This is a genomic window from Mesorhizobium sp. LSHC420B00 (genome assembly GCF_000503055.1).
Classification (GTDB): Bacteria; Pseudomonadota; Alphaproteobacteria; order Rhizobiales; family Rhizobiaceae; genus Mesorhizobium.
On record NZ_AYVY01000001.1, the window covers coordinates 275,641 to 301,467 of the forward strand.

The following is a 25,827-nucleotide window of genomic DNA, read 5'->3' on the forward strand; positions in this document are numbered from 1 at the left end:
TGGCATGGAACATACCTCCCTTCTCGAACGCATCCTGCGCGGCATAGCCCTGGCGCTGGTCGTGATCTTCTTCATGTTCCCGATCGTCTGGATCCTGATGATGTCATTCCAGACCAACGAGACAATCCTGCGGATTCCGCCACAGCTTGTCTTCGAGCCGACGCTCGCCAACTACACCGCCTTGATCACCGGCAAGCTGATGACGGCGGCCGGCACGCTCGACATCGCCTTCATGCGCAATCTCTGCAATTCCGTCTTCCTGTCGGTCACCTCGGTTGCCGTCGCGTTGCTGCTCGGCGTGCCGGCCGCCTATGCGTTTGCGCGGCATAAGTTTCGCGGCTCGGAGGACATTGCCTTCACGCTGCTGTCGTTCCGTTTCGCGCCGGCGCTGCTGGTGCTTTTGCCGCTCACCCTCTATTTCCAGAAGCTCGGGCTGGCCAATACCTATATCGGGCTGATCTGGGTCTACCAGCTGATCTGCCTGCCGCTGATCCTGTGGATCGTGCGCGGCTATTTCGAGGATATACCGGCCGACATCGAATACGCCTACCGCATTGCCGGACATTCCTGGTTTGCTACCTTCCGCAAGATCGCGCTGCCGCTCGCCGGCCCAGGCATTGCCGCTGCCGGCCTGCTCGCCTTTATCTTTGCCTGGAACAATTTCGTTTTTGCGCTGGTGCTCGCCTCGGCCGACAAGCAGCCGGTGACGGTCGGCGCGCTCGCCTTCATCACGTCCTCCGGCATCCAGTATGGCCAGATTTCGGCGGCGATCGTGCTGTCGATCACGCCGACCCTGGCGCTCGCTCTCTATGCGCAACGCTATCTGGTCGAAGGCCTGTCGCTTGGCGCGGTGAAAGGATAGTCCGATGGCAAGCCTCGAACTGCGAAACATCGTCAAGCGCTATAAAAGCCAGACCGTTCTCGACAATCTGTCGCTGACCGTCGCCGACGGCGAAACGCTGGTCCTGTTCGGACCGTCCGGCGCCGGCAAGACGGTGCTGTTGCGGCTGGTGGCCGGGGTCATCGACCCCGACGAGGGAAAGATCCTCATCGGCGGCGAGGACATGACCGATCTCGACGCCGAGTTCCGCGGCGTCGGCATGGCATTCCAGAACTTCGCGCTGTTCCCGCATATGACGGCGTTCGACAACATAGCCACGCCTCTGCAGGCGAAGCACTCATCGCAGGGCACGATAAAGACCGGCGTCGAGAGCGTCGCTAAGCTGTTGAAAATCGGCCATGTGCTCAGCCACAAGCCGCGGGCGCTGTCCAACGGCCAGAAGCAACGCACCGCGCTTGCCCGCGCGTTGGTCGGCTCGCCGCCGCTGCTGCTGCTCGATGATCCCTTGCGCAACGTCGATGCCAAATTGCGCTTCGAAATGCGCCTCGAGCTGCCAAGGCTGCTCGCCGATCGTGGCGCGACCGTCATCTACGTCACCCAAGACTACAAGGAAGCGATGGCGCTCGGCGACCGCATCGCGGTGATGTCGCAAGGCGTCGTCAAACAGCTCGGCACGCCCGAGCAGATCTATCGCGAGCCGGCCAATGTCGAGATTGCCCGGCTGTTCGGCGACCCGACCATCAACCTTCTGGACGTCAAGCCGTCGCGGGACGCCAAGGGCATCTATGTCGGCCTGTCCAACGTCCAGGTCCATCTTGCCGGCGCGCATGAGGCGGCGGTCGGCCGTGATTGCGTGATCGGCCTGCGGCCGGAGGCTCTGGCGTTTGTTGATGAAGGCACGCCCGGCGCCATCCCGGTGACGGTCGAGGCTGAGACGCCGCTCAACGAGAAGATCGTCACCCTGGCGCGAACCGTGCGCGGCCGTGAAATCTTGGTCTCGCGTCCGTCCGGGACACCTGGCCAATCCGAGGGCAGGGCGCATATAGCCGTCGACAGCAAAAGCGCCCTGCTGTTCGATCGCGCGAGCGGCGAGCGCATTGGCTCGAAAAACGTCGTCAATTTGCGCAGTGGAGAAGCGGCATGAGCCCAAGCGCAATCACCCTCTCAGGCGTCGACAAGTTCTACGGTCCGATCGACCGCGGTGTGCATGCGGTCAAGAACCTGACGATGGAAATCGCCAAGGGCGAGATCGTGGCGCTGCTCGGCTCGTCCGGTTGCGGCAAGACCTCGACATTGCGTATGATCGCAGGCTTCGAAGAGGTCTCGCGTGGCACCATCGCGGTTGCCGGCCGCAAGGTGCACACGTTGCCGCCGGTCAGGCGCAACGTCGCAATGGCCTTCGAGGGCTATTCGCTCTATCCGCCCCTGACCGTGCGCGAGAACATGGCCTTCGCCCTCAAGGCGGCCAGGCTGGCGAAGAGTGCGGTCGATGCAAAGGTTGCCAACATCGCCAAGCTGCTCGAGATCGAGGACATTCTCGAGCGCTATCCGAGCTCGATCTCCGGTGGCCAGCAGCAGCGCGCCAGCCTCGGCCGGGCGCTGATCCGCGAGGCCGACCTGCATCTGCTGGACGAGCCGATGGGCCAGCTCGAGCCGCAGCTTCGCGCCGTGCTGCGCGGCCGCATCAAGCATTTCATCAAGGAGCGTGGCCTGACCGCGATCCTGGTCACGCACGACCAGACCGAGGCCAATGCGCTGGCCGATCGCATCGCCGTCATGGAGGGCGGCGTGCTGCAGCAGTTCGATACGCCTGACAGGCTCAAGGAACGGCCGGCAAACCTGTTCACCGGCACCTTCGTCGGCGAGCCGCCGATGAATGTCTTCGAGGCCTATGTCGGCACGGCTGCCGACAAGATCAGTCTCAAGCTGCCCGACGGGCTTTCGCTCGACTACGACAAGGACGCGTTCAGCGGCCCAGTTCGCGATGAATTGCTCAACCGGCAACGCGTCGTCATCGGTGTCAGGCCCTATGCCGTCCGCCGCTCCAAGGACGGTGTGCCGGCCACGGTTTCGGCCAATCAATGGCTCGGCGACCAGACCCATATCGCCGCCGACTTCGCCGGCGGCTCGCTGGTTCTGGTCGAACATGACCGGACTCGCCTGGAACTCGGGGCGCCTATCAAGGTCAGCATCGATCCAAAAAACCTGCACGTCTTCGATCAGGCGAGCGGCGACGCCATTTCGCACGGCACGGAGCTTGCCTGATGCGGGATGTGCTGATCGGCATCGACGCCGGCACGTCTGTTATCAAATCCGTCGCCTTCGACACGGCGGGCAGGCAGATCGCGGCAGCCGCGCTGCCGAACAGATACGAGACACTGCCGGGTGGCGGCGCCGAGCAGGACCTAGTCCGCACCTGGGCCGATACCGCGACGACCTTGCGCCAACTGGCCGACAAGGTGCCGGATCTCGCCAGCCGGACCATTGCCATCGCCGTGACCGGGCAGGGCGACGGCACCTGGCTGATCGACAAGGATGGCGAGCCGGTGGCCAAGGGCTGGCTGTGGCTCGACGCGCGCGCTGCCGCCGTCGTCGAGGAGATCCGCGCGCGGCCCGAAGACCGGCTGCGCTTCGAAAAGACCGGCAGCGGGCTCGCTGCCTGCCAGCAGGGGTCGCAATTCGTCTTCATGAAGCGGCACATGCCCGCGATGCTTGCCAATGCAGCGACGGCGTTCCACTGCAAGGACTGGCTTTATTTCAAGTTGACCGGCCAACGCGCCACCGACCCGTCCGAAGGCACCTTCACCTTCGGCGACTTCCGCACGCGCAGCTATTGCGACGATGTTCTTGAGGTGCTCGGCGTCACCGATCTCAGGCATCTGCTGCCGCCCATCGTCGATGGCACCAGGCAAAGCACCGCACTGTCGGCGACAGCAGCCGATGCGACCGGCCTGCTTGCCGGCACGCCGGTCGTTCTGGCCTATGTCGATGTCGCCTGCACGGCGCTCGGCGCCGGCCTGTTCGATCGCGAGCGCAAGCCGGGATGCTCGATAATCGGCTCCACCGGAATGCATATGCGGCTTGCCGAGACGCCGGACGAGGTTCTGCTCAACGAAGCTGCAACCGGCTACACGATGACCATGCCGGCACCGGGCGTCTTTGCGCAGATGCAGTCGAACATGGCGGCAACGCTCAACATCGACTGGGTCCTCGGCCTCGCGTCCGGCATTCTCGCCTCGCAAGGTATCACGCGGACCAATGGCGAGATGATCGCGCTGGTCGACCAGTGGATATCGTCGTCCGAGCCAGGCTCGCTGCTCTACCAGCCCTATGTCTCCGAGGCGGGCGAGCGCGGCCCGTTCGTCGATGCCAATGCCAGGGCCGGTTTCGTCGGCATTTCGTCCAGGCACGGCTATGCCGACATGGTTCGTGCGGTGTTCGAAGGGCTGGCTTTCGCGGCACGCGATTGCTACGCCGCCATGGGGCCGCTGCCCGAGGAAATCCGCCTGACTGGTGGAGCGGCCAGGAGCCCGGCTCTGCGCAAGATCCTGGGTGCTGCGGTCGGCGCCGACATTCGCACCAGCGAGCGCGAGGAGGCCGGTGCTGCGGGCGCTGCGATGATTGCTGCGGTCTGCGTCGGCCAGTACGCATCAATGGACGATTGCGTCAGTGAATGGGTCACGCCTTTGCTCCGTGCGGCCGAACCTAGCGACCGAAAACTTGCCGCTGCCTACGAGGCGATTGTTCCGTCCTACACATTGGCGCATGAGGCGCTGCGGCCGGTCTGGCGTTCGCTGGCCGCATCCAGACAAACTGACGTGAATTGAGAAGAGCATGCCCAACAAAATTGCGATCATCGGCGACCGCTTCATGCTTCCGGAAGTGTTTCGCGAGAAAATCGAAGCGGCCTGCGGCGATAATCTCGACATCCGCACCATTGAGACCGCATGGCCCGACGAGCCGATGGAATTCGGCAATGCGGCGCTCGGCCTCGACAAGGTCAAGGAATATTTCGGTGATCCGGACGAGGTGGTCGATTTTATCGGCGATGCCGAAATCTTCGTCACCCAGCTTGCGCCGCTTTCCGAAACCATGATGCAGCGCTTGCCGGCGCTCAGGCTGGTTGCGGTGTCGCGCGGCGGGCCGATCAACATCGACATGGCTGCCGCCAACGCCCATGGCATCACCGTGGTCAATGTGCCCGGCCGCAACGCCAGCGCGGTGGCCGAGTTCACCATCGGCGCCATTCTCGCCGAGACGCGGCTGATCCGCGTCGGCCACGAAGCCTTGCGCAAGGGCGAGTGGCGCGGCGATCTCTACCGCGCCGACCGCACCGGCCGCGAGCTCAACGAAATGACCGTTGGCGTCATCGGCTATGGCAATATCGGCACCAGGCTGGTTCGGCTGCTGCGCGCATTCGGCTGCCGCATCCTGGTCTCCGATCCCTATGTGCAATTGAGCGTCGAGGACCGCAATGCCGGCGTCGAGCTGGTTGCGCTGGACGATCTCCTGTCGCGCTCCGATGTGGTCACGCTGCATTCCCGGGTCACCGAGGAGACGCGCGGCCTGATCGGCAAGGACGCCATTGCCCGGATGAAGCCCGGCGTGATCTTCGTCAATACCGCGCGCGGACCGCTGGTCGACTACGATGCGCTCTACGAGGGGCTCGTCTCGGGGCAGATCGGCAGTGCCATGCTGGAGACGTTCGCCGTCGAGCCGGTGCCGGCCGACTGGCCGCTGCTGCAGCTGCCGAATGTGACGCTGACGCCGCATATCGCCGGCGCGTCGGTACGCACGGTGACTTATGCTGCCGAGCAGGCGGCCGAGGAAGTGCGCCGCTTCATCGCCGGCCTGCCGCCGGTCAATCCATGCTGACGACAGGGCATAGAGCGAGATGAGCGGTGACAGCGAAATCGTCGATCTCTTCGTCATTGGCGGCGGCGTCAATGGCGCCGGCATTGCGCGCGATGCAGCAGGCCGGGGGCTGTCGGTCATCCTCTGCGAAAAAGACGATCTCGCCGAAGGCACCAGTTCGCGATCGGGAAAGCTCGTCCATGGCGGTTTGCGCTATCTCGAATACTACGAGTTCCGCCTAGTGCGGGAGGCGCTTATCGAGCGCGAGGTGCTGCTGGAATCCGCGCCGCACATCATCTGGCCGATGCGCTTCGTGCTGCCGCACAGCCCGGATGATCGGCCGGCCTGGCTGGTCCGGCTCGGCCTGTTCCTCTACGACCATCTTGGCGGCCGCAAGCGGCTGCCGGCCACTCGCACGCTTGACCTGCGCACCGCACCCGAGGGCGCGCCGATCAAGGACAGCTTCAAACGCGGCTTCGAATATTCCGACTGCTGGGTCGACGACGCCCGCCTGGTCGTCATCAACGCGCTCGACGCCGCGGAGCGTGGGACCAGGATATTCACCCGCACTGCCTGCACCGCCGCCCGCCGCGAAAACGGCCTGTGGTCGGTGGAGATGCGCGACGGTCGAACCGGCGTCAGGACCACGGTTCGGGCACGGGCGCTGGTCAACGCCGCCGGCCCCTGGGTCAATGACATCATCAATCGCGTCGCTGGCCAGAATTCCAGGCGCAACGTGCGCCTGGTCAAGGGCAGCCACATCGTCGTGCCGAAATTCTGGGAAGGCCGGCAAGCCTATCTCGTCCAGAACAGCGACAAGCGCGTGATCTTCATCAATCCCTACCAGAACGATCTGGCGCTGATCGGCACCACCGACATTCCTTATGACGGGCGGCCGGAAGACGTGACCGCCGACGCCAGCGAGGTCGACTACCTGATTAAGGTGGTCAACCGCTACTTCAAGCGCCAGCTTGCGCGCAGCGACGTCGTCTACTCGTTTTCCGGCGTCAGGCCGCTTTATGACGACAATGCCGACAATCCGAGCGCGGTCACCCGCGACTATATTTTCGAGCTCGACGTGGCGGCGGGACAGGCGCCGCTGCTTTCCGTCTTCGGTGGCAAGATCACCACCTTCCGCAAGCTGGCCGAGCACGCGCTCGACCGCATCGCCCCGTTCTTCCCGAAGATGGGCAAGCCGTGGACCTCGAAAGGACATCTGCCAGGCGGCGATATCGCCAATGCCGATTTCGAGCAGTTCCTCGGTGACCTCGGCCACGAATATCCCTGGATGCCGGCCTCGCTGGTCAAGCATTATGGCCGGCTCTACGGCACAAGGACGCGTGATCTGGTCGGCGCGGCCGGTTCGCTCGCTGAACTGGGGCGGCGCTTCGGCAAGGATTTGTTCGAGCGCGAAGCCAATTACCTGTTCGAGCATGAATGGGCCGAGACGGCCGCCGATATTCTCGAACGGCGCACCAAACACGGACTGCATCTGTCCGCCGCAGAAAGAACCGCCTTCGAAGACTGGTGCTCGAGCCGGCTGGCGAAGGCAGGCTGATGGCCTTTACGCTGTCCCTCAACACCAACCCGCTGGTCAATCGTTTCGCCGAACCGGACGATCTGATCGATGCGATCGCCTACGACATCGGCATCCGCGACGTGCAGCTCACGCATGAATTCGTCAATCCCGGTTGGCCGGCGGCGACGATCGCCAAATTCATCCGCCTGTTCCGCTCCGCTCTCAACCGCACCGGCGTGCGTGTGACCTCCGCGATGACCGGCCCCTACGGCCGGCTCAATCATTTCGGCCATCCCGATGCCGACGTGCGGCGCTATTATGTCGACTGGTTCAAGACCTTTGCCGAAATTTCGGCCGAGCTCGGCGCCCGCGGCATGGGCACGCAATTCGCGATCTTCACTCATCGTGACTATGACGATCCCGAGCGTCGCGCGCGGCTTTTCGAGATCGCGCTGGAATGCTGGCGCGCGGTCGCCGAGCACGCCAAAGCGGCCGGCTTGACCTACCTGTTCTGGGAGCCGATGTCGGTCGGCCGCGAGTTCGGCCATACGATCGAAAGCTGCCGGACGCTGCAGAGCGAGATCGATGCGGCCGGCATGGCGATCCCGCTCAAGATGATGGTCGATATCGACCATGGCGACGTGACGTCGAGCAATCCGGACGACATCGACCCCTATGCCTGGGCCGAAGCCTTTCCAAAGGAATCGCCGATCATCCACGTCAAGCAATCCTCAATGAACAAGGGTGGCCATTGGCCGTTCATTGCCGCCTACAACAAGGACGGCCGCATCACGCCGGAAAAGCTGCTGGACACTGTTCGCCGTGGCGGCGGCGTCGACAATGAGATCTGCCTCGAATTGTCGTTCCGCGAACGCGAGCCCGTCGACCACCAGGTCGTCGCCATGATCCGCGAATCGGTCGACTATTGGGCGCCCTTCATCGAGGCCGGCAGGGCCGGTCTTTTGCCGAAAGCATGATGGATGAGCAGGTGCCGACGCGGCTCCTGCTCAGAACCGGAATATGTCAGCCGAATTTCGGATCGAGACTGCCCGACTTGTAGCGCTTGGCCATTTCCGAGACCGGCAGCGGCTTGATCCTCGGTGCGTTGCCGGCAGTGCCGAACTGCTCGAAACGCTCCTTGCACAGCTTCCGCATGGCGGCCATCGCCGGCGTCAGATATTTGCGCGGATCGAATTCGCTCGGGTTCTCGGTCAGCACCTTGCGGATCGCGCCGGTCAGCGCCATGCGGTTGTCGGTATCGATATTGATCTTGCGCACGCCATGCTTGATGCCGCGCTGGATTTCCTCGACCGGCACCCCCCATGTCGGCTTCATCTGGCCGCCATATTTGTTGATGATCTCCTGCAGCTCCTCCGGCACCGAGGACGAGCCGTGCATGACGAGGTGCATGTTCGGCAAGCGGCGGTGGATTTCCTCGATGACGTTCATGGCAAGCACCGCGCCGTCCGGCTTGCGGCTGAACTTGTAGGCGCCGTGGCTGGTGCCCATGGCGACGGCCAGCGCATCGACACGGGTGTCGCGCACGAACTGTTCGGCCTGAACCGGGTCGGTCAGCAGCTGATCGTGGCTGATGACGCCCTCGACGCCATGGCCGTCCTCCTGTTCGCCGCCGCCCATCTCCAGCGATCCGAGAACGCCGATCTCGCCCTCCACCGACACGCCGCCCCAATGCGCCATATCGACGACGCGGCGGGTGATATCGGAATTATAGGCGTAGTCGGCCGGCGTCTTGCCGTCTTCCTTCAGCGATCCGTCCATCATCACCGAGGTGAAGCCGTACTGGATTGCGGTAACGCAGGTCGCTTCGTTGTTGCCATGGTCGAGATGCATGCAGACCGGGATATCAGGATGGATTTCGACCAGCGCGTCGATCAGCTTGGCCAGCACGACATCGTTGGCGTAGGCCCGCGCGCCGCGGCTCGCCTGCAGGATGACCGGCGATTTGGTCTCCTCGGCTGCCTCCATGATGGCGAGGCCCTGTTCCATATTGTTCATGTTGAAGGCAGGCACGCCATAACCGTATTCGGCGGCATGATCGAGCAATTGTCTCAGTGTGATGCGAGCCACTCAGTAGTCTCCCGTATCCGGTTTCGAGCCAGTGTTTGCGGGCTGTTCGGCTATTGTCGAGCCCGCTAAAGCTTCTGGCCGGATTTCCGCTGCACCGCAACCGCTGGACGCCCGGCCGACAGCAATTCTTGTTACGGCACGCCGTCAGAAGCGTCATGATATCCCAGGCAGGTATAACATTATCACAAAAATACTGGTGGCTATGCGATGTTTCCTGTTATATCTCGGAACGTGGTTCGGATTGCACGAGGAAGCCGCGGAAATGAAGAGCGACGGCCGTCGGCAAGGCATCATGGATTTTCTGATGGACACCGGCACCGCCAGTGTCGACGATCTTGCCTCGCGCTTCGGCGTCTCCAAGATGACCGTCCACCGCGACCTCGACGAGCTCGAGGAGGGCGGCTTCCTGCGCAAGGTACGCGGCGGCGCCTCGATTCAGCCGAGCAGCCTTTTCGAGAGCGATTTCCGCTACCGCCAGAGACTGGCCGGCGACGAGAAAAAGCGCATCGCCGCCGCTGCCGTGACGATGATCGAACCGGGTCAGACGGTGATCATCGACGACGGCTCGACCGCGGGCGGCGTTGCTCGGCATCTCGCCGATCTGCGTCCGCTGACGGTGATCTCGAACAATCTGGCTGTCATCCAGGATTTGGCGGGCGTTGCCGGCATCAACCTGATTGCGCTCGGCGGCCAGTACAGCAAGAAGTTTCACGGCTTCTTCGGCCTGCTCGCCGAGGACACGCTGAAATCATTGCGCGCCGATGTCGCCTTCCTGTCGTCATCGGCTATCCACGGCGCTTCCGCCTTTCACCAGGATCAGGAAGTGGTCCAGACCAAACGGCTGATGATGGCCGCTGCGGCGCGCAAATATCTGCTGGTCGATCACGGCAAGTTCGGCCGCACAGCCTTGCATTTCCTGACCGATCTCAAGGCTTTCGATACCGTCTTCACCGGCCGCGAGCCGCAGCCGCAGATGCGTGCGGCGCTGGATGGTGCCGGCGTGTCGCTGACAGTGGTCGCAGAGTAGGAGGAGCACGCATGGTTTACTGGGTCGGCACCAGCTGGAAAATGAACAAGACGCTCGCCGAGGCGATGGCTTTCACGAGGGCATTGGCCGAGTTCGTCCCCGGTTTCGACGAGCGCATCCAGCCCTTCGTCATCCCACCCTTCACGGCGGTCCGCGAGGTCAAGAAAGCGCTGTCGCCGACGCGCATCAAGGTCGGCGCGCAGAACATGCATTGGGCTGACGCCGGCGCTTGGACCGGCGAGATCTCGCCGGTAATGCTGAAAGACTGCGAACTTGATATGGTAGAGTTGGGCCACAGCGAACGGCGCGAGCATTTCGGCGAGACCGACAAGGCTGTCGGGCTGAAGACCGCAGCGGCGGTGAAGCACGGTCTCGTGCCACTGATCTGCGTCGGCGAGACTTTGGCTCAACGCGACAGCGGGCAGGCGGATACGGTGCTGGCCTTGCAGGTGCACGGCGCGCTGCAGTTTCTCGAAGGCGCGGCCAGGGCGGCGACGATCCTGTTTGCCTATGAGCCGGTCTGGGCGATCGGCGACAAGGGCGTGCCGGCAAGCTCGGACTATGCCGGCAGACAGCAGGCGCTGATCAAGAAAATCGCGCGCGACCTGCTGCCGGCCGTGCCGCCGGTGCTTTATGGCGGCAGCGTCAATCCGCAAAATGCCGCCGAACTGATCGGACAGTCTCATATAGACGGCTTGTTCATCGGCCGTTCCGCCTGGCAGGCGGACGGCTATATAGACATCCTCAAACGCGCCTCAGCGGCGATCTGAACCATCGAACAGGAAGGAAACCGAACATGAAAATAGCCATTGGAGCCGACAGCGCCGGCAAACCGCTGCTCGATGTCATCGCCGCTCACCTGGCCACCAAGCCCGGCCTCACGGTCAGCGATCTCAGCCAGACGGGCTACTACGCCGACCTGTCGCAGAAGCTCGCCCAGACCATCCTGGACGGCGAGAACGATCGCGGCATCCTGTTTTGCGGCACCGGCATCGGCGTATCCATTTCCGCCAACAAGGTTCCCGGCATTCGCGCCGCACTCACCCACGACACCTATTCGGCCGAGCGCGCTGCAAAATCCAACAACGCCCAGATCATCACCATGGGCGCGCGCGTCATCGGCCCGGAATTGGCCAAGTCGATCGTCGATGCATGGCTTGCCTCGGAATTCGATGAGAAGGGACCGTCGGCCGGCAATGTCCAGGCCATCGATAGGCTCGACGCGGCGAAGGTCCGTTAAGCCAGACTGTCCCGTATCGCTTTGATGATCGTGACGGCCGAGGCAGCGCCGGGATCCATATGCCCGAGCGATCGTTCGCCGAGCCGCGAGGAGCGGCCCTTGAAGGCGATCATGTTCTTGGTTGCCTCGGCGCCCCGTTCGGCTGCGGCGAGTGCAGTTTCCAAGCTCTCCAACAGGGTCTTGCCGGCTTCCTGCGCGGCGCCCGCTGCCTGTGCTGCCGGCAGCCAGGCGTCGACCATGGTCTTTTCGCCGAGCTCGGCCTTGCCGCGATCCTGGATGCCTTGCGCCATCGCCCGGAGCATGGCGATGATGTCAGCATCCTCCAGAATTGCCTTGCCTTTGACGGCGGCGGCAGCGCGCATGAAGGCGGTCGCATAGAGTGGGCCTGACGACGCGCCGACGGCGTTGAGGAACGACTTTGCCGCGGTATTGAGCAGCGCCGTCGGTCCGGTCGCCGCGAGGTCGAGTTGCGCCAGCGCCTCGCGTACCGCGCCGAAGCCGAGCGCCATGGCGATGCCGTGGTCGGCGTCGCCGATGACGCCGTCGAGTTGGCAGAGCCTGTCCTTGTCGGCGTCGATCGCCGCCGCGATCTCATCGAACATTCTTTTCAAGCCGGCTGAGTCGATCGAGGTCATGATGCTTTCTCAGCCGGCGCGGAACATGGCGCAGTCGCAGGGATGGTCGAGCATCTCCTGCAATTCGCCGTCGAGATGCATCAGCGTCACTGAGGCGCCGGCCATTTCGAGCGAGGTGCAATAATTGCCGACCCAGGTCGCGTGGACGGAAACGCCGATGTCGTCGAGCCTCTGCTTGACCCGCCGGTTCATGATGTAGAGCTCCATCAGCGGCGTCGAACCGAGCGAATTGACCAGCACGGCGACCTTGTCGCTGCGCGTCGGCGCCATTTCGTCGAGGATCTTGTCCAGCATCTCGTCGGTGATCTCGTCGGCCGTCTTTAGTTTTCCGCGTGCGATGCCCGGCTCGCCATGGATGCCCATGCCGATCTCCATCTCGTCCGGTCCGATTTCGAAATTCGGCCGGCGGGTCTGCGGCAGCGAACAGGGCGAAAGCGCCACGCCCATAGTGAAGGTCTGATCGTTGGCCTTCCTGGCGATACGCTCGCATTCATCGAATGTCAGCATCCGGTCGCATGCGGCACCGACAGCCTTGAAGATGAAGAAATTGCCGGCGACGCCGCGCCGCTTCTGTCTCTGGTCGCGCGGCGCCGAGGCGACATCGTCGGTGGTCAGAACGGTGCGCACTTCGATGTTGTCCATTGCCGCTATTTCGGCGGCCATGTCGAAATTCATCACGTCGCCGGCATAGTTGCCGTACATGAATAGCACGCCAGCACCGCCGCTGGCCGCCTTGGCGCATTCAAGAATCGGGTCCGGCGGCGGCGAGGCAAAAACGTTGCCGATCGCGGCCGCGTCGGCAAGCCCCTTGCCGACGAAGCCGAGGAAGGTCGGCTCGTGGCCCGAGCCACCACCGATGACGAGGCCGACCTTGCCGGGGCGTGGCCCGTCGCGGGCGACGATGGAGCGGGGGCTGCCGTCCGCACGTCTGAGATGGCGCGGATGCGCGGCCAGAATGCCCTCCAGCATCTCGTCGACGGAGCGGTTGCCGTCATTGATGATCTTCTTGGTCTGCACCGGCATCCTCCCTGGTTTTCGTGAGATACTACAGCGCCTTACCGGGATTTCCACCCGGCGGCGGAGATTTCACGCCGCGATGCGTTCGCGTGTCGCCAGCAGTTGCACGCAGGCGCTGGCCGCCTCTTTGCCCTTGACCCTGAAATGCTCGAAGAAGAAGCGGTGATGGTCAGCGCTGTCATGGTAGTTGTGCGGCGTCAGCACCGCCGACAGCACCGGCACGCCAGTCGACAATTGCACGTTCATCATGCCGTCGATGACCGCGCTCGCCACGAACTCATGCCGGTAGATGCCGCCATTGACGACGAACGCGGCGCCGAGGATAGCGGCATAGCGGCCGGTCTCGGCAAGCGTTTTTGCATGCAGGGGAATCTCAAAGGCGCCCGGCACATCGAAGACATCGACGGCAAAGCGTTTCTCCCCGACAACCGCCAGTTCCGCCTCGAATGCTTCAACGCATTGGTCGACGATATCGGCGTGCCAGCGCGCCCGAATGACGGCAACGCGGATCGTTTCATAGTCGTTCTGGGAATGCTGATTCATGGGTCCATCCTTCCGTTTCGAACCAGAATCAGGACGCACGATACGGAGTCCGAACCGCGAAGGCGGACCGTCTTCCATTCGTTCTCTTTCATCCGGACTGTAACCGTCGGCTCCGGAATCACACCGAATCTGCTGACCTTTCCGGTAGTCCGGAAAGCGCTCGCGGGCTTGGCCGAGACCCTTACCGCCGGTGGGGACTTTCACCCCGCCCTGAGAACATTGACGGCGTTTGTATGGAAGGGCCGGATAACGCTGTCAACCACCGACGTCGTCGCGGATGGCGCAGAAATGGCCATCCGTTCCGACTTGGTCACCCTTGAGGGCGAGGGAGGCGCTGATACGTCGCAGCGTCAAATGGCGATCACGGGCAAGGCAGGCAGCACCTTGTCCAAGGTGATGGGAAATTCACGCACACGCACTCCGGTCGCGTTGTAAATGGCGTTGGCGACGGCAGCCCCCGCACCGCAGACGCCGAGCTCGCCGAGACCCTTCGCGCCAAGTGGATTGGCCTTGTCGTCATCTTCCTCGAGGAAGACGACTTCCATCTCGGGGACGTCGCCATTGACCGGGACGTGATATTCGGCAAGATCGTGATTGACGAAGTGGCCATAGCGCGGATCGAGCACCGTCTGCTCCATCAGCGCCGCACCGATCCCCCAGGTCATGCCGCCGATGATTTGCGAGCGTGCAGTCTTGGGGTTGAGGATACGGCCCGCGCCGACCACAGTCAGCATCCGGCGCATGCGGATTTCACCGGTGTCGCAATCGACAGCGACCTTGGCGAAATGCGCTCCGTACGAATGCTGCGAATAAGTCTTGTACGACTCGGTGGTGGCGCCTGCGGCTACGGAGCCTTCGGCCTCGAACCCGTCGGGAGCGATCCTCCCGATGAGATCGGCCAGGCTCGCCGATCGCTGGCCGATCCTGACCTCGCTGTCGGCAAAGTTTGCCTCGGTGGCGTTCGCGCCGCGCAACGGTGACGCTTCGCTCGACTGCGCCGCGTCCAGGATCCGTCCTTTGAGGGCGTTGCACGCATTATACAGGGCCGAACCCGCGCTCGCCGCGCCCCAGGACCCGCCGGAGCCGGCGGTACGCGGGAAGCGGCTGTCGCCGAGCTCCACCTTGACGGACGAGATCGGCACGCCGAGGCTCTCGGCAGCAATCTGGGTCAGGATCGTATAGGTGCCGGTCCCAATGTCGGTCATGTCGAGCCGCGCCGTCACCCGACCGTCCCGGTCGATCGCAACCCGCGCCGTCGCCGCGCCGATGTAGTTCGGACGGATCGCCGCCGCCATGCCGTAGCCGATGAGCTTCCGGCCCTCCCGGGTGCGGCCCGGTGTCGGGTTTCTCCGCTCCCAACCGAAACGGCGGGCGCCTTCCTCCATGCAGGCGACGAGATTGCGGGTGGAGAACGGCACTTCGCGCTCGGGATCCTGAGCCGGTTCGTTGCGGATCCTGAGTTCGATCGGGTCCAGGCCGACCCGCTCGGCGAGCTCATCCACTGCGCATTCGAAAGCCAGCATGCCGGGCGCTTCGCCCGGCGAGCGCATCCATTCGCCGCGGTTGATGTCCAGCGGAACCAGGCGATGGCGGGTGAGACGGTTCGGCGCCGCATAGAGCGAGCGCGGGATGCGAAGCGTGCTGGCGACGCCGGCCCGGAAGTTCGCGAGGGTCTGCGCCGATGTACGGATCGTCAGCTCGTTGCCTGACCAGGCGGCGAGCGTCGCATGCGGCTCCATCGGATTGTGATGTTCGAAGGGGGTCCGGTAAGCGGCATCGATCTTGATCGGCGCCGTCGCAAAGGCGCGCTCGAAGTCGCCGACCACGCTGTCGGTCTCGAAGCCGGCATTGGTCCGCTTTGGCGCGTAGGAGTCGGCGATATGTCCCGGTAGATCGTAGAGGCCCGGCTCCTCGTCGTAGCGCACTCTGATGAGGCCCGCAGCAGCGCGTGCCGCCTCGAATGTCTCCGCAACGACCAGCGCGACCGGCTCGTCGCAATACCGCACCCGATCGCTGTTGAGCGCGGGCCGGGCGCGGGTGAAGACCTCCGGCACCGTCGGCGTGACCGCCGGGCCGAAATCCGGCTGGGCCGGCGCATTGCGGTGCGTCATGACGAGCAGCACTGCCGGCGCCCGTTCGGCTTCGGTCGTGTCGATCTCGGCGATGCGGCCCTTGGCGACGGCGGCGCCGAGAATGTAGCCATAGGCTGTACCATCCAGCTCATTCTCGTAAGCGTATGTGGCGCCGCCCGTCACTTTGAGCGGACCGTCGATGCGGTCGATCGGCCTCCCGATGATGCCAGCACCGGGACGCGGTTTCACTCTTGAATGGGTGGCGGAGCCGGGCAGTCCGGGTATGGTCTCGTTCATAAGTCACCTAAAGATTTTCATTTGGAGTTCGGAAGCATCGAGGCCGCGACGACGCCTCTTTCCTCGCACCTTCATGTTCGTCGCGCAGCGGCCGGAGCTCACGCGGCGATCTCGCCGAAATACTCGCGAAACTCGACCAGCTTCCCTGTCGGGCCGGCGCGCATGAAGATCGCATGCAGGCCAGTGTAGGGCGCGCCGCTGATTGTCCCGCTCCCGCGATCGCAGACGATGACCCAGTCGGCGGCGAAGAGCTTGAGATCGACGGTCGATTTCGTGATCCTGTTTCCTTGCGCTTGATGCGCGGCGGTCCAGGCTGCGAGTGCCGGCTTGCCGTCTGGCGGTCCGTGTCGGCCTCGTTGCTCGCCGACAGGGAATTGGAAGGTCATCGTCTCATCGCAACAATCAAGGAATGCCGTCCAGTCGCCGGAGGCCCAGCCGGCAAAGAAGGCGTCGACGGCGGCCTCGAGCACGTGACGAGCTCCCGGGTCGGATGTGGCGCCCCAAGCTGCGGCGGCAGAAACAAAAAGGCCGCCACCCGCGGCGGCAACGGCGCGTCGCGTGAGTTTCATATCGATCTCCTGCTCGTCGCCTGCATCTGGGAACCGCTGTTCGGGTCGTCGTCTCTGTCATCGTGTCGCCTCACGCACTCTCGACGGCAGCAGCGAGTGTGTGCCGCACCGTTCGTTTCGCCAGCGGGATCTTGAAGTCATTGGCGCCATGCCCAACGGCTCCGGCGAGCGCGGCTTCGGCAGCGTCGGTAAAGGTATCGTCGGACGCCGCTGCGCCTGCCAGCCCGCGCTCCGCCTCCGTCGCGCGCCAGGGTTTCGCTGCCACGCCGCCCATGGCGATCCGAGCGCTTCGGATACGATCGCCGCTTTTTTCGACGATTGCTGCCACCGACACCAGCGCGAAGGCGTAGGAAGCTCGGTCGCGCACTTTGCGGTAAAGCTGCCGGCCGGGTGGTGGCGGCGGCAGGGTAACCGCGACGACCATTTCGCCGTGGCCGAGCACGGTCTCCACATGGGGCATCGTCTCGGGCAATCGATGGAAATTGCCGATCGGGATCGTGCGGGTCTCGCCGCCGGGCGAAACGGTCTCGATCCTGGCGTCGAGCCCGGACATGGCGACCGCCATGTCCGAAGGATGGACCGCGATGCAGGCTTCGCTCGCGCCCAGTACAGCGTGCATGCGGTTGAAGCCTTGAAGCGCCGCGCAGCCCGAACCCGGCTGGCGCTTGTCGCAGGGCATGTTGCGGTCGTAGAAGTAGGGGCAGCGCGTGCGTTGCAGGAGATTGCCGCTGGTCGAGGCCTTGTTGCGTATCTGGCCGGACGCTCCCGCCAGCAGCGCTTGTGTGAGCATCGGATAGCGGGACCTCACCCGCGGGTCGGCGGCAAGATCGCTGTTGCGGACCTGGGCGCCGACCCGAAGCCCGCCTTCTGCCGTCTCCTCGATCCGATCAAGCGGCAGCCGGCTGATGTCGACGAGATGCGCTGGGCGCTCGATATCGAGCTTCATCAGGTCGAGCAGGTTGGTGCCGCCGCTGATGAACTTGGCGTCCGGCCGGGCCGCGACCGCGGCGGCCGCCTGCTGGGCACTCGTTGCACGTTCATAAGTGAAGGACTGCATTGCTCATGCCTCCTCTGCCGCGTCGCGGATTGCAGCGACGATGTTCGGATAAGCGGCACAACGGCAGATGTTGCCGCTCATCCGCTCGCGGATCTCGGCATCGCTGAGAGCGACGGAAGCCGCTGCCACGTCGGCGCTCGCATGGCTCGGCCAGCCGGCCTTGGCTTCGCCCAGCATACCGACCGCCGAGCAGATCTGGCCTGGCGTACAGTAGCCGCACTGGAAACCGTCGCGGGCGACGAAGGCGGCCTGCACCGGATGCAGCCGGTCACCCTCGGCAAGGCCCTCGACCGTGGTGATCTCGTCGCCATCATGCATTGCGGCAAGCGTCAGGCAGGAATTGATCCGGCGTCCATCGACAAGCACCGTGCATGCGCCACACTGGCCGTGATCGCAGCCCTTCTTCGAGCCGGTGAGGCCGAGATGGTTGCGCAGGGCATCGAGCAGCGTCGTCCGCGGGTCGAGTTCGACGGCAAGGTCCTTCGCGTTGATCCGCAACGATATCGGCATCGTCGGTACCGGCGTGCCAGATGCCGTCGCCGTGACGGTGTCGGCCGGCTCGGCGCCGACCGGTATCCCGGTAGCCAGGAGCACCCCGGTCGCCACCCCGCCCTCCAACACGGTTCGACGCGTTGGCCCCCTCCTGTTGTCTGTTTTGGCCATGCAAGATCTCCCAGTCGCAATGAAGGACGCAGACGGCAATTTGACCCCGACAGCGGACCCTCGGGTTCGGTCATCGACACTGGAGGTGGGGGCGCACGCAGCGGCTTTCTTTCAAGAAACCGGCGGCACTATCAGGATTCTGGAGAAGAATTCACCCGATAGGCACGAGGCGTCATGCCCCTGAGACGCCGGAACGTCGTGGTGAAGTGGCTCTGGCTTGAAAAGCCGAGCCGAAAGGCAATGGTACTGATCGACAAACCCGTTTCGCGCAACAGTGCCTCCGCTCGCCGCACCCGTTCCTCGATTACATAGGCATAGGGGGCAAGACCGGTCGTCGCCTTGAAGCGCCGCGCAAAACTGTCGACGGCCAAGTCGGCGACAGCTGCAAGCTCGCTTAGCGAAATGTCGGAATTCATACGTGCATCGATATAATCCCGAACTCGACCAAGTGCTCGGCGGCTGAGACAGCCGTGACGTACGAGCGGCTGTTGCTCGCGGCTCAGGTTGGCCACGCGGAGGCTGACGAGGGCCACCAGATGCTCGACATAGGCAGTGTCCGGCTTGTGACCGAGGGCCATCTCGTCGCGAAGCGAACTCAGCAGCGTGGCGACGACCGCGTCCTTCTTGTTTACCAGTATCGGCAGGTTCCTCAGGCGTTCGCATCCGGGAAGCCCGATATCGGAATCGATCCACAGGGCTGAATAGGAGAGGTTTACATCGCGATAGAAGCCCTGTCGCTCCGCGCCTGCCGGGACGAAGGTGAGGGCTCCGGGATGATCCATTCCGTCGTAGAGGGATCTTGCCTCGTGCCGGATAGACGTATGGGACGTGCCGCCTTCTTCGGTCAGCACGATCAGATGATGAGGGGCTGTCCAGCGGAGCTCCGCCTCCCGGCACGCCCACCGCCGGTTGTCGAAAACGATCGAGGAGCTGACCCATGACGCGGTTTGCAGGGGCTCCGACTTTTCCTCCTGGCTCCGAACCCGTCCGTCACCAAGCAGCGGTCTGAATGACATCGCGGCATCCCGCTGGTTCACTCGCCGAGCCGTGGTCAGCCCCGGCTTGAGCGTTGCGCCGCCCCGCCGCTACGCATACGACCGTCCATCTGGGACAGGCAACGGACGTTTTTAACCGCGCCGTGTTCAAGAAATCGTGAGATCAGGCAAAATCCAGGGCTCCTCCTGGCACTCCAAAGCGGATCATCCGCGCTCGGGAAACATCGCCTTCAGGCCTTCGCGCGAGGCCGTGGCGACGCCGCGTTCGGTGATCAAGCCGGTGACCAGCCGCGCCGGCGTCACGTCGAAGGCAGGGTTGGCCGCCGGCGTGGCTTCCGGCGACACGCGGACCTGGGCAATCTCGCCGGAAGCGGTCTTGCCCCAGACCAGCGAGACCTCGTCGGGCGAACGCTGCTCGATCGGGATTTCGGCCAACCCGTCCCCCACCGTCCAGTCGATCGTCGGCGACGGCAGCGCGACATAGAACGGCACGTCGTTGTCCGCGGCGGCCAGTGCCTTGAGATAGGTACCGATCTTGTTGCAGACATCGCCGTCGGCGGTGGTCCTGTCGGTGCCGACGACGACCATGTCGACCTGGCCGCGCTGCATCAGATGGCCGCCGGCATTGTCGACGATCAGCGTGTGCGGCACGCCGTGGCCGGCCATCTCCCAGGCGGTCAATTGGGCGCCCTGGTTGCGCGGTCGCGTTTCGTCGACATAGACGTGGACTGGAATGCCGGCTTCCGTCGCCAGATAGATCGGCGCGGTGGCGGTGCCGTAGTCGACGGTGGCCAGCCAGCCGGCGTTGCAGTGGGTCAGGATATTGACCGGTTCGCCCGGCTGCTTGCGCGCCGCGATCGTCTTGATGATTTCGAGCCCATGGGCGCCGATGGCGCGGTTGAGGCCGACATCCTCGTCGGCGATCTCGCCGGCACGCCGATAGGCGGCTGCGGCACGTTCTGCCAGGGGAAGCGCCAGCAGGAAGCGCTGCATTTCATTCAGCGCCCACCGCAAATTGATCGCCGTCGGGCGCGTTTCGTGCAGGGTTGCCCAGACGGCGTCGAGCGCCGCATCCGACGGATCGTCGGCCATCTGCATGGCGACGCCATAGGCGGCAGTGACGCCGATCAGCGGCGCCCCGCGCACCCACATGTCGCGGATTGCCGTGGCGATGCCGGCGACGGTATCGATCTTTTCGATGCGGAAATCATGCGGCAGCCAGCGCTGGTCAATGATCTCCACCGAACGCCCGTCGTCACTCGGCCAGATCGTGCGGTAGTGGCGGTCACCGACGTTCAAATCCTGCTCTCCCGTTCGATCAGCGCGGCCAATTGGTTGACCTCGTCGATGCTGTGGATCTGGCGCCGGTTGACGGCGAGGTGACGGCCGAATTTCAGCGCCTTTGCCTCACATCTGGCGCGCAGATCCTGATCGGCAATGGTCTCGAAATCGGCATTGTGGGCAAGTCCGAGAATTCGCCGGTGAACCTCGACGCCGGCAAAGCCGAGCAGATCGGTCCAGATCGAATGCAGCATGTGGTCGAGCGCCTGCTCGGCGCCAAGCCTGTCGCCCTGATCCTCGAACAGGCTCTTCTGGTAGAGCATGCCGTCACGCTCGGTTCGCCACAGATGCGAGAACTCGGCGCGGAATGCCGACCATGTATCGACCGTGACGTCGAGCAGATAGGCGCGCATGGCGTCGCGCTTGCCATTCTGCTCATGGCCGCGCTGCGAGAAGAACGCCATCCAGAAATTGGCGAGCAGCATGCCAACATCGAAGGCGATCGGGCCGTAGAAGGCGAATTCGGGGTCGATCATCCGTGTTTCGGTGTCGGTGACCATGATCGAGCCGGAATGCAGGTCGCCATGCAGCAGCGTCTCGGCATTGGCGGCGAAGAGGTGCTTCATCCGCTGCGCCTCGACCTTGAGGTCGCGGTCGGCGCGCAGTTCGGCGACAATGCCATCGAGCTGCGGGCTGGTGTGCCGGTTCATCTTAGCATCGAAATACGGGTCCGAGAAAACCAGGTTCTCGGTGATGTCACAGAGTTCGACATTGTCGGCGAACAGCGCCAGATCGGCCTTGCGGTCCTTGGTCGCCATGCTGAGGTCGGAGCCGCGAAACAGCGTGCGGGCCATGAACAGGCCGATGTCTTTCGCGATGTTAGGCAGTTGCCGGCCCTCGATCAGCGCCCGCCGCAGGATAATGTGCGGCGACAGATATTCCATGATGATCAGCGCCTGGCCTTCGTCGAAGTGATAGATATCAGGCACGGAACCCGGCGCCCGCGCCTGTTGCCGCGTCAGCGCATGATATTCGAATAAGGAGCGTTTCAACGGCAGCGGCCAGCTGTCGCCGACCAGCCGGACGTAGGGCAGGGCCTGCTTGACCACGGCCGCACCCTCAGCACCCTCGACAATGAACACCAGGTTCAGATTGCCGTCGCCGACTTCACGGACCTTCCAGCGGCTCGTATCCTTGCCGATCTGCGAACACAGGGCCCCGTTGGCACGGAGACGGCCCGCCAGTGTCTCGACCGACAGTGCTTCGAACGGCGATTTCCCAGTCATCCTCACCTCCCGCTTATGTGCTCCGATGATAGCGGAGCCATGGCGGTCGGGCCAAGCTAGGAAGCCCGCTAGCAATTGTCAATCGTGTTGACAATTGCCGATATAGCCCATAGCGTCACGGTCAGGGAGGAACGAATGGGCAATGATGCCGTGTTCCGCGTCGACGGCCTGAGGAAATCCTTTGGCCATATCGAGGTGCTTGGCGGCGTCTCGCTCGAATTGCATGCCGGCGAAGTCACCGTGCTGATGGGTGCCAACGGCGCCGGCAAATCCACCCTCGTCAAGATCATCAGCGGCGTCTACGACCATGGCGGCGGCTCGATGTCGCTTGTCGGTCAGGACTTTGCGCCGAAAACGCCGGCCGAGGCGATCTGCGCCGGCGTCGTCACCGTCCACCAGAACATCAATGACGGCGTCGTCGCCGACCTCGACGTCGCAACCAACCTCACGCTCGACAGGCTGAGCGGCAGCGGCGTGCCGACGCTGTTCAATCCAGGCCGGGTGCGCCGTGAGGCCAAGGCGGTTGCCGACCGCATGGGGCTGGCCATCGACCTCAAGGCCCGCATCAGTGACCTCTCGCTGGCCGATCGTCAGATGGTGGCGATCGCCCGCGCCATGGCGCACCGGCCGAAAGTGCTGATCCTCGACGAGCCGACCTCCTCGCTGTCCAGTGCCGAAGCCGACCGGCTGTTCGCATTGCTCGACCGGCTTCGCCAGCAAGGCGTGGCCATTCTCTATATTTCGCACCGTATGTCTGACATCAGACGGCTTGCCGACCGCATCATTTCGATGCGCGACGGGGTCATCTCAGGTATCTTCGACAGGAAGCCGCTGGACTATGAAGGTGCGGTCAACGCCATGCTCGGCCGCAAGATCCAACTCGAGCGGATCGTCGCCAGGAATTCGGCCAAATCAATTTTTATTGCCGACGGCTTGCGGATTGCCGAAGGCGCCAGGCCGATTTCGCTGACGCTCGGCGACGGCGAGGTCGTCGCCATCACCGGCCTCGTCGGCGTCGGCAAGACCGCGCTCGCCGAGACGCTGTTCGGCTTGCGCCAGCCGCTGTCCGGGACCATGGTGCTGAACGGGAAACCCTATGCTCCGGCGTCGACGGGCGAAGCGATTGCCGCCGGCGTGTTTCTCGTCGCCAAGGACCGGGGCGAAAACGGCATCGTCGGCGACTTCAACATCCAGGAAAATATCAGCCTGCCGTTCCACAGGCGAATGTCGCGTCTCGGCGTCCTCAAGCGCCGCATCGAACGCGCCATTGCCCGCCAGCAGATCCAGGAGTTGGGCATCGTCTGCCGCTCGGAGAAGGACGAGATGTCGTCGCTTTCCGGCGGCAATCAGCAGAAGGTGATGGTCGCCCGCTGGATATCGCAGACCGCAAGGCTTTTCATCCTCGACGAGCCATTTCAGGGCGTCGACATTTCGGCCAGGCGCGATATCGCCGCCAAGCTGCGGGCCAGCGCCAGCGGCCGCGCGACGCTGCTGTTCGTCACCGAACTGGACGAAGCCCTGGAGACGGCCGATCGCATTCTGGTGATGTCGGAGCAGACGATCGTCGGCGAGCACCGCAACACCGATGTCGATCTCGAGCGGCTGCTGGCCGAAGTGGCGGGCGGGCCGTTGCACAGCGCAGCCTGACGGCAGGAAGACGATGAGAATTGGAATGGAGAGGGCATGAGTTCAGGTTGGGTAAAGACAGTGCCAGCGTGCGGGAGCGCTGAATGATCCTGCGCGACCGTGCCATCCGGTATGGCTTCATCGTCCTGTTGTTCGGTCTGATCGCCTATTTCGCCATTGCCGCCGATGGCTTCGTGTCGCCGCAAAGCGCCGTCTTCATCTTCCAGTCGGTCGCCATCACCGGCGTTCTGGCGCTCGGCGTCACCGCCACGCTGGTCGTCGGCGGCTTCGACTTGTCGATCGGCTCGGTCGCCACCAGCGCCATGATGGCGGCTGCCTACGTCATGGTGGTGCTGGAGCAGAATGCCGTCGTGGCGGTCGTCGCCTGTCTTGTGATCGGCGCCGTTGTCGGCCTCATCAATGGCTGGCTGATCGTCTATATGCGGGTGCCGGACCTTTTAGCGACGCTCGGCATGATGTTCCTGCTCGTCGGCCTGCAGCGCATCCCTACCGAGGGCCGTTCGATCGCCACCGGCATGACCATGCCCGACGGCTCGGTCGCCAACGGCAGCTTCGGCGCCGCGTTCCTGGCGCTTGGCCGCCATCGCTTCGATTTCTTCATCCCGAACCTCATTCCGGTGTCGGTCGTCGTCCTGCTCGTGCTGGCGGTGCTGATCTGGTTCTTTCTCGAATACACCCGTTTCGGCCGCATGATGTACGCCGTCGGCAGCAACGAGCGCGCTGCCGAACTCGCCGGCGCGCCTGTCAAGGCATACAAAATCTGGGCCTACGTTATTTCTGGGGTTTTTGCCTCGATCGGCGGCATTTTGCTCGCCGCCCGGCTTGGACGCGGCGACATCGCCTCGGGTAATAATCTGTTGCTCGACGCGGTGGCTGCGGCACTCATCGGTTACGCGGTTCTCGGCGCCGCCAAACCGAACGCCTTCGGCACGGCCGTCGGCGCGGTGTTTGTCGGCGTGCTGCTGCAGGGCCTGACGATGATGAACGCGCCTTACTACACGCAGGATTTCGTCAAGGGCGTGGTTCTCGTGGTCGCCCTTGTCTTCACCTTCGCCCTGTCCGGCAGGGGCAGGAGATAGGGTTCGACCGGGTCACATTTTGGGTTCAACAAGTGGAGGAAACGACGTGAACATCACAAGAAGACTTTTGGGGAAAGCAGCGCTCGGGCTTGCCGGCGCAACATTGCTGATGCAGTTGCCGGCAATTGCGCAGGACAGGCCGGCGCCGTTCGACAAGCCGGGTGCCGTCAAGATCGCGCTGGTCCGCTATCTCTCGACCGGCGACTTCTTCCAGGCCTATCTCTCCGGCGTTGAGGCGCAGGCCAAGGCGCTCGGCGTCGACCTGCGCGTGCTCGACAGCCGTCAGGACGCGGCGCTTCAGGCGGACATGGTCGACCAGGCCATCGCGCTCGGCGTCCAGGGCATCATCATCCAGCACGGATTGACGGAATCGATGAAGGACGCCGCCCAGCGTGCCGTCGATGCCGGCATCAAGGTCGTCGCCTTCGACGTCAATGTCGAAAACCCCAAGATCCCGCAGATCGAACAGTCCGACCGCGACCTCGCGCGCCTGGCGCTCGAACAGGCGGTCAAAGACAATGGCGAGAGCTGGAAGGCCGGCTATGTCTATGTCGCCGGCATCGCCCCGCTCGATCGCCGCAACGAGACCTGGGTCGAATTCAAGAAGAAATATTCGGGCATCAACGAAGCCGCCATGTTCGGCACGCTCGACAATCCGATCGCCAATTCGGTTGCCAACCAGGCTCGCTCGGTGTTGTCGGCTCATCCCGACATCAAGGTGATGTTCGCGCCCTATGACGAATTCGCCAAGGGCGTAAAGATCGCCGTCGACGAGGCCGGGCTGAACAAGGATATCAAGATCTATTCGGCCGACATCTCGACCTCCGACATCGCCGCGATGCGCGAGCCCGACAGCGCCTGGGCGGCAACCGCCGCCACCAACCCGGCCGTCGTCGGCCAGGTCTCGGTGCGTGCGCTGGCGCAGCTCTTGGCCGGCGAAGATCCCGGCCACAACGTCATCGTGCCACCGACGCTGATCACCCAGAAGGACCTGCTCGACAAGGACATCAAGAACATGGAAGACCTCTCGGCCAAGCTGCCGCAGTTCGCCCATGCCGATGTCGCCATGCCGGCCTGGATGCCGAACCCGAACGCGAAGTAACTTTCGGCACGAGCA

General features: G+C 63.8%; 24 protein-coding genes and 1 riboswitch. Of the genes, 13 read left to right on the forward strand and 11 right to left on the reverse strand.

Annotated features, from left to right (window positions below; genetic code table 11):
* The first annotated feature begins 4 nt into the window (after nucleotides 1–4).
* Genes X760_RS42080 through X760_RS42110 form a run of 7 tightly spaced genes read left to right on the forward strand, consistent with a single transcriptional unit; the run spans nucleotide 5 to nucleotide 8,191 of the window.
* Nucleotides 5–862, forward strand: coding sequence for a carbohydrate ABC transporter permease (locus X760_RS42080; protein WP_023716725.1), 858 nt, complete (start codon nucleotides 5–7; stop codon nucleotides 860–862).
* A 4-nt stretch (nucleotides 863–866) separates the two neighbouring features.
* Nucleotides 867–1,985, forward strand: a complete 1,119-nt coding sequence (locus X760_RS42085) for an ABC transporter ATP-binding protein (protein WP_023716726.1) — start codon at nucleotides 867–869, stop codon at nucleotides 1,983–1,985.
* Nucleotides 1,982–3,106: an ABC transporter ATP-binding protein gene (locus tag X760_RS42090; protein WP_023716727.1), complete on the forward strand. Its 1,125-nt coding sequence runs from the start codon at nucleotides 1,982–1,984 to the stop codon at nucleotides 3,104–3,106. Before X760_RS42085 ends, X760_RS42090 begins: the two co-directional genes overlap by 4 nt.
* Nucleotides 3,106–4,668 carry an FGGY-family carbohydrate kinase gene (locus X760_RS42095; protein ID WP_023716728.1) on the forward strand — a complete coding sequence of 521 codons (1,563 nt, stop codon included), beginning with the start codon at nucleotides 3,106–3,108 and terminating at the stop codon, nucleotides 4,666–4,668. The genes X760_RS42090 and X760_RS42095 overlap by 1 nt, the downstream gene beginning before the upstream one ends.
* 7 nt (nucleotides 4,669–4,675) lie before the next feature.
* Nucleotides 4,676–5,716, forward strand: a complete 1,041-nt coding sequence (locus X760_RS42100) for a 2-hydroxyacid dehydrogenase (RefSeq protein ID WP_023716729.1) — start codon at nucleotides 4,676–4,678, stop codon at nucleotides 5,714–5,716.
* 19 nt (nucleotides 5,717–5,735) lie between these two features.
* On the forward strand, nucleotides 5,736–7,253 hold the full coding sequence (locus X760_RS42105; RefSeq protein WP_023716730.1) for a glycerol-3-phosphate dehydrogenase: 1,518 nt from the start codon (nucleotides 5,736–5,738) through the stop codon (nucleotides 7,251–7,253).
* Nucleotides 7,253–8,191, forward strand: a complete 939-nt coding sequence (locus tag X760_RS42110; protein ID WP_023716731.1) for a TIM barrel protein — start codon at nucleotides 7,253–7,255, stop codon at nucleotides 8,189–8,191. Before X760_RS42105 ends, X760_RS42110 begins: the two co-directional genes overlap by 1 nt.
* Nucleotides 8,192–8,237: 46 nt before the next feature.
* Here the strand turns inward: X760_RS42110 and fba are convergent, their stop codons facing one another.
* Nucleotides 8,238–9,302 (reverse strand): class II fructose-bisphosphate aldolase, encoded by a 1,065-nt coding sequence (gene fba, locus X760_RS42115; RefSeq protein ID WP_023716732.1) that lies wholly within the window; start codon nucleotides 9,300–9,302, stop codon nucleotides 8,238–8,240.
* Between the two features lie 262 nt (nucleotides 9,303–9,564).
* Between fba and X760_RS0136880 the strand changes: the two genes are divergently transcribed.
* From X760_RS0136880 to X760_RS42125, 3 genes are read left to right on the forward strand one after another with little or no spacing between them, the layout of a single operon-like run.
* Nucleotides 9,565–10,329: a DeoR/GlpR family DNA-binding transcription regulator gene (locus X760_RS0136880; protein ID WP_031193326.1), complete on the forward strand. Its 765-nt coding sequence runs from the start codon at nucleotides 9,565–9,567 to the stop codon at nucleotides 10,327–10,329.
* A gap of 11 nt (nucleotides 10,330–10,340) precedes the next feature.
* The gene (locus X760_RS42120) at nucleotides 10,341–11,099 is read left to right on the forward strand and encodes a triose-phosphate isomerase (RefSeq protein ID WP_023716733.1); all 759 of its coding nucleotides are present in this window, start codon (nucleotides 10,341–10,343) and stop codon (nucleotides 11,097–11,099) included.
* A 26-nt stretch (nucleotides 11,100–11,125) separates the two neighbouring features.
* A complete protein-coding gene (locus X760_RS42125) occupies nucleotides 11,126–11,569 on the forward strand; it encodes an RpiB/LacA/LacB family sugar-phosphate isomerase (protein ID WP_023716734.1) in 444 nt (147 codons plus the stop codon).
* Here X760_RS42125 and dhaL read toward each other — a convergent pair.
* From dhaL to mtnK, 10 genes are all read right to left on the reverse strand, one after another.
* On the reverse strand, nucleotides 11,566–12,204 hold the full coding sequence (gene dhaL, locus X760_RS42130; protein ID WP_023716735.1) for a dihydroxyacetone kinase subunit DhaL: 639 nt from the start codon (nucleotides 12,202–12,204) through the stop codon (nucleotides 11,566–11,568). The two genes, X760_RS42125 and dhaL, sit on opposite strands and share 4 nt — an antisense overlap.
* 9 nt (nucleotides 12,205–12,213) lie before the next feature.
* Entirely contained in the window at nucleotides 12,214–13,221 is a 1,008-nt protein-coding gene (locus tag X760_RS42135) for a dihydroxyacetone kinase subunit DhaK (RefSeq protein ID WP_023716736.1), read from the reverse strand.
* A gap of 69 nt (nucleotides 13,222–13,290) precedes the next feature.
* Nucleotides 13,291–13,764, reverse strand: coding sequence for a 6,7-dimethyl-8-ribityllumazine synthase (locus X760_RS42140; protein WP_023716737.1), 474 nt, complete (start codon nucleotides 13,762–13,764; stop codon nucleotides 13,291–13,293).
* A gap of 76 nt (nucleotides 13,765–13,840) precedes the next feature.
* Nucleotides 13,841–13,986: riboswitch (FMN riboswitch) on the reverse strand.
* 128 nt (nucleotides 13,987–14,114) lie between these two features.
* Complete coding sequence (locus X760_RS42145) at nucleotides 14,115–16,133, reverse strand: xanthine dehydrogenase family protein molybdopterin-binding subunit (protein ID WP_036244135.1); 2,019 nt, start codon at nucleotides 16,131–16,133, stop codon at nucleotides 14,115–14,117.
* Nucleotides 16,134–16,231: 98 nt separating this feature from the next.
* Nucleotides 16,232–16,702, reverse strand: coding sequence for a nuclear transport factor 2 family protein (locus X760_RS42150; protein ID WP_023716739.1), 471 nt, complete (start codon nucleotides 16,700–16,702; stop codon nucleotides 16,232–16,234).
* A gap of 70 nt (nucleotides 16,703–16,772) precedes the next feature.
* Nucleotides 16,773–17,759 (reverse strand): xanthine dehydrogenase family protein subunit M, encoded by a 987-nt coding sequence (locus X760_RS42155; protein WP_023716740.1) that lies wholly within the window; start codon nucleotides 17,757–17,759, stop codon nucleotides 16,773–16,775.
* Nucleotides 17,760–17,762: 3 nt separating this feature from the next.
* On the reverse strand, nucleotides 17,763–18,422 hold the full coding sequence (locus tag X760_RS42160; RefSeq protein WP_023716741.1) for a 2Fe-2S iron-sulfur cluster-binding protein: 660 nt from the start codon (nucleotides 18,420–18,422) through the stop codon (nucleotides 17,763–17,765).
* 131 nt (nucleotides 18,423–18,553) lie between these two features.
* Nucleotides 18,554–19,438 carry an AraC family transcriptional regulator gene (locus X760_RS42165; RefSeq protein ID WP_023716742.1) on the reverse strand — a complete coding sequence of 295 codons (885 nt, stop codon included), beginning with the start codon at nucleotides 19,436–19,438 and terminating at the stop codon, nucleotides 18,554–18,556.
* 183 nt (nucleotides 19,439–19,621) lie between these two features.
* The gene (gene mtnA, locus X760_RS42170; RefSeq protein WP_023716743.1) at nucleotides 19,622–20,716 is read right to left on the reverse strand and encodes an S-methyl-5-thioribose-1-phosphate isomerase; all 1,095 of its coding nucleotides are present in this window, start codon (nucleotides 20,714–20,716) and stop codon (nucleotides 19,622–19,624) included.
* On the reverse strand, nucleotides 20,713–21,984 hold the full coding sequence (mtnK, locus tag X760_RS42175; protein ID WP_023716744.1) for an S-methyl-5-thioribose kinase: 1,272 nt from the start codon (nucleotides 21,982–21,984) through the stop codon (nucleotides 20,713–20,715). The genes mtnA and mtnK overlap by 4 nt, the downstream gene beginning before the upstream one ends.
* A 135-nt stretch (nucleotides 21,985–22,119) precedes the next feature.
* Between mtnK and X760_RS42180 the strand changes: the two genes are divergently transcribed.
* The 3 genes from X760_RS42180 (at nucleotide 22,120) to X760_RS42190 (ending at nucleotide 25,812) form a co-directional block, all read left to right on the forward strand.
* Nucleotides 22,120–23,631, forward strand: a complete 1,512-nt coding sequence (locus X760_RS42180; RefSeq protein ID WP_023716745.1) for a sugar ABC transporter ATP-binding protein — start codon at nucleotides 22,120–22,122, stop codon at nucleotides 23,629–23,631.
* Nucleotides 23,632–23,714: 83 nt separating this feature from the next.
* Nucleotides 23,715–24,710: an ABC transporter permease gene (locus X760_RS42185; RefSeq protein ID WP_023716746.1), complete on the forward strand. Its 996-nt coding sequence runs from the start codon at nucleotides 23,715–23,717 to the stop codon at nucleotides 24,708–24,710.
* 46 nt (nucleotides 24,711–24,756) lie between these two features.
* Nucleotides 24,757–25,812 carry a substrate-binding domain-containing protein gene (locus tag X760_RS42190; protein WP_023716747.1) on the forward strand — a complete coding sequence of 352 codons (1,056 nt, stop codon included), beginning with the start codon at nucleotides 24,757–24,759 and terminating at the stop codon, nucleotides 25,810–25,812.
* Nucleotides 25,813–25,827 lie beyond the last annotated feature (15 nt).

What these genes read in the sequence shown, in the direction of transcription:
- X760_RS42080 (WP_023716725.1), top strand. Translation starts at nt 5, where the DNA reads ATGGAACATACCTCCCTTCTCGAACGCATCCTGCGCGGCATAGCCCTG.
- X760_RS42085 (WP_023716726.1), top strand. Translation starts at nt 867, where the DNA reads ATGGCAAGCCTCGAACTGCGAAACATCGTCAAGCGCTATAAAAGCCAG.
- X760_RS42090 (WP_023716727.1), top strand. Translation starts at nt 1,982, where the DNA reads ATGAGCCCAAGCGCAATCACCCTCTCAGGCGTCGACAAGTTCTACGGT.
- X760_RS42095 (WP_023716728.1), top strand. Translation starts at nt 3,106, where the DNA reads ATGCGGGATGTGCTGATCGGCATCGACGCCGGCACGTCTGTTATCAAA.
- X760_RS42100 (WP_023716729.1), top strand. Translation starts at nt 4,676, where the DNA reads ATGCCCAACAAAATTGCGATCATCGGCGACCGCTTCATGCTTCCGGAA.
- X760_RS42105 (WP_023716730.1), top strand. Translation starts at nt 5,736, where the DNA reads ATGAGCGGTGACAGCGAAATCGTCGATCTCTTCGTCATTGGCGGCGGC.
- X760_RS42110 (WP_023716731.1), top strand. Translation starts at nt 7,253, where the DNA reads ATGGCCTTTACGCTGTCCCTCAACACCAACCCGCTGGTCAATCGTTTC.
- X760_RS0136880 (WP_031193326.1), top strand. Translation starts at nt 9,565, where the DNA reads ATGAAGAGCGACGGCCGTCGGCAAGGCATCATGGATTTTCTGATGGAC.
- X760_RS42120 (WP_023716733.1), top strand. Translation starts at nt 10,341, where the DNA reads ATGGTTTACTGGGTCGGCACCAGCTGGAAAATGAACAAGACGCTCGCC.
- X760_RS42125 (WP_023716734.1), top strand. Translation starts at nt 11,126, where the DNA reads ATGAAAATAGCCATTGGAGCCGACAGCGCCGGCAAACCGCTGCTCGAT.
- dhaL (WP_023716735.1), bottom strand. Translation starts at nt 12,204, where the DNA reads ATGACCTCGATCGACTCAGCCGGCTTGAAAAGAATGTTCGATGAGATC.
- X760_RS42140 (WP_023716737.1), bottom strand. Translation starts at nt 13,764, where the DNA reads ATGAATCAGCATTCCCAGAACGACTATGAAACGATCCGCGTTGCCGTC.
- X760_RS42145 (WP_036244135.1), bottom strand. Translation starts at nt 16,133, where the DNA reads ATGAACGAGACCATACCCGGACTGCCCGGCTCCGCCACCCATTCAAGA.
- X760_RS42150 (WP_023716739.1), bottom strand. Translation starts at nt 16,702, where the DNA reads ATGAAACTCACGCGACGCGCCGTTGCCGCCGCGGGTGGCGGCCTTTTT.
- X760_RS42155 (WP_023716740.1), bottom strand. Translation starts at nt 17,759, where the DNA reads ATGCAGTCCTTCACTTATGAACGTGCAACGAGTGCCCAGCAGGCGGCC.
- X760_RS42160 (WP_023716741.1), bottom strand. Translation starts at nt 18,422, where the DNA reads ATGGCCAAAACAGACAACAGGAGGGGGCCAACGCGTCGAACCGTGTTG.
- X760_RS42165 (WP_023716742.1), bottom strand. Translation starts at nt 19,438, where the DNA reads ATGTCATTCAGACCGCTGCTTGGTGACGGACGGGTTCGGAGCCAGGAG.
- mtnK (WP_023716744.1), bottom strand. Translation starts at nt 21,984, where the DNA reads ATGACTGGGAAATCGCCGTTCGAAGCACTGTCGGTCGAGACACTGGCG.
- X760_RS42180 (WP_023716745.1), top strand. Translation starts at nt 22,120, where the DNA reads ATGGGCAATGATGCCGTGTTCCGCGTCGACGGCCTGAGGAAATCCTTT.
- X760_RS42185 (WP_023716746.1), top strand. Translation starts at nt 23,715, where the DNA reads ATGATCCTGCGCGACCGTGCCATCCGGTATGGCTTCATCGTCCTGTTG.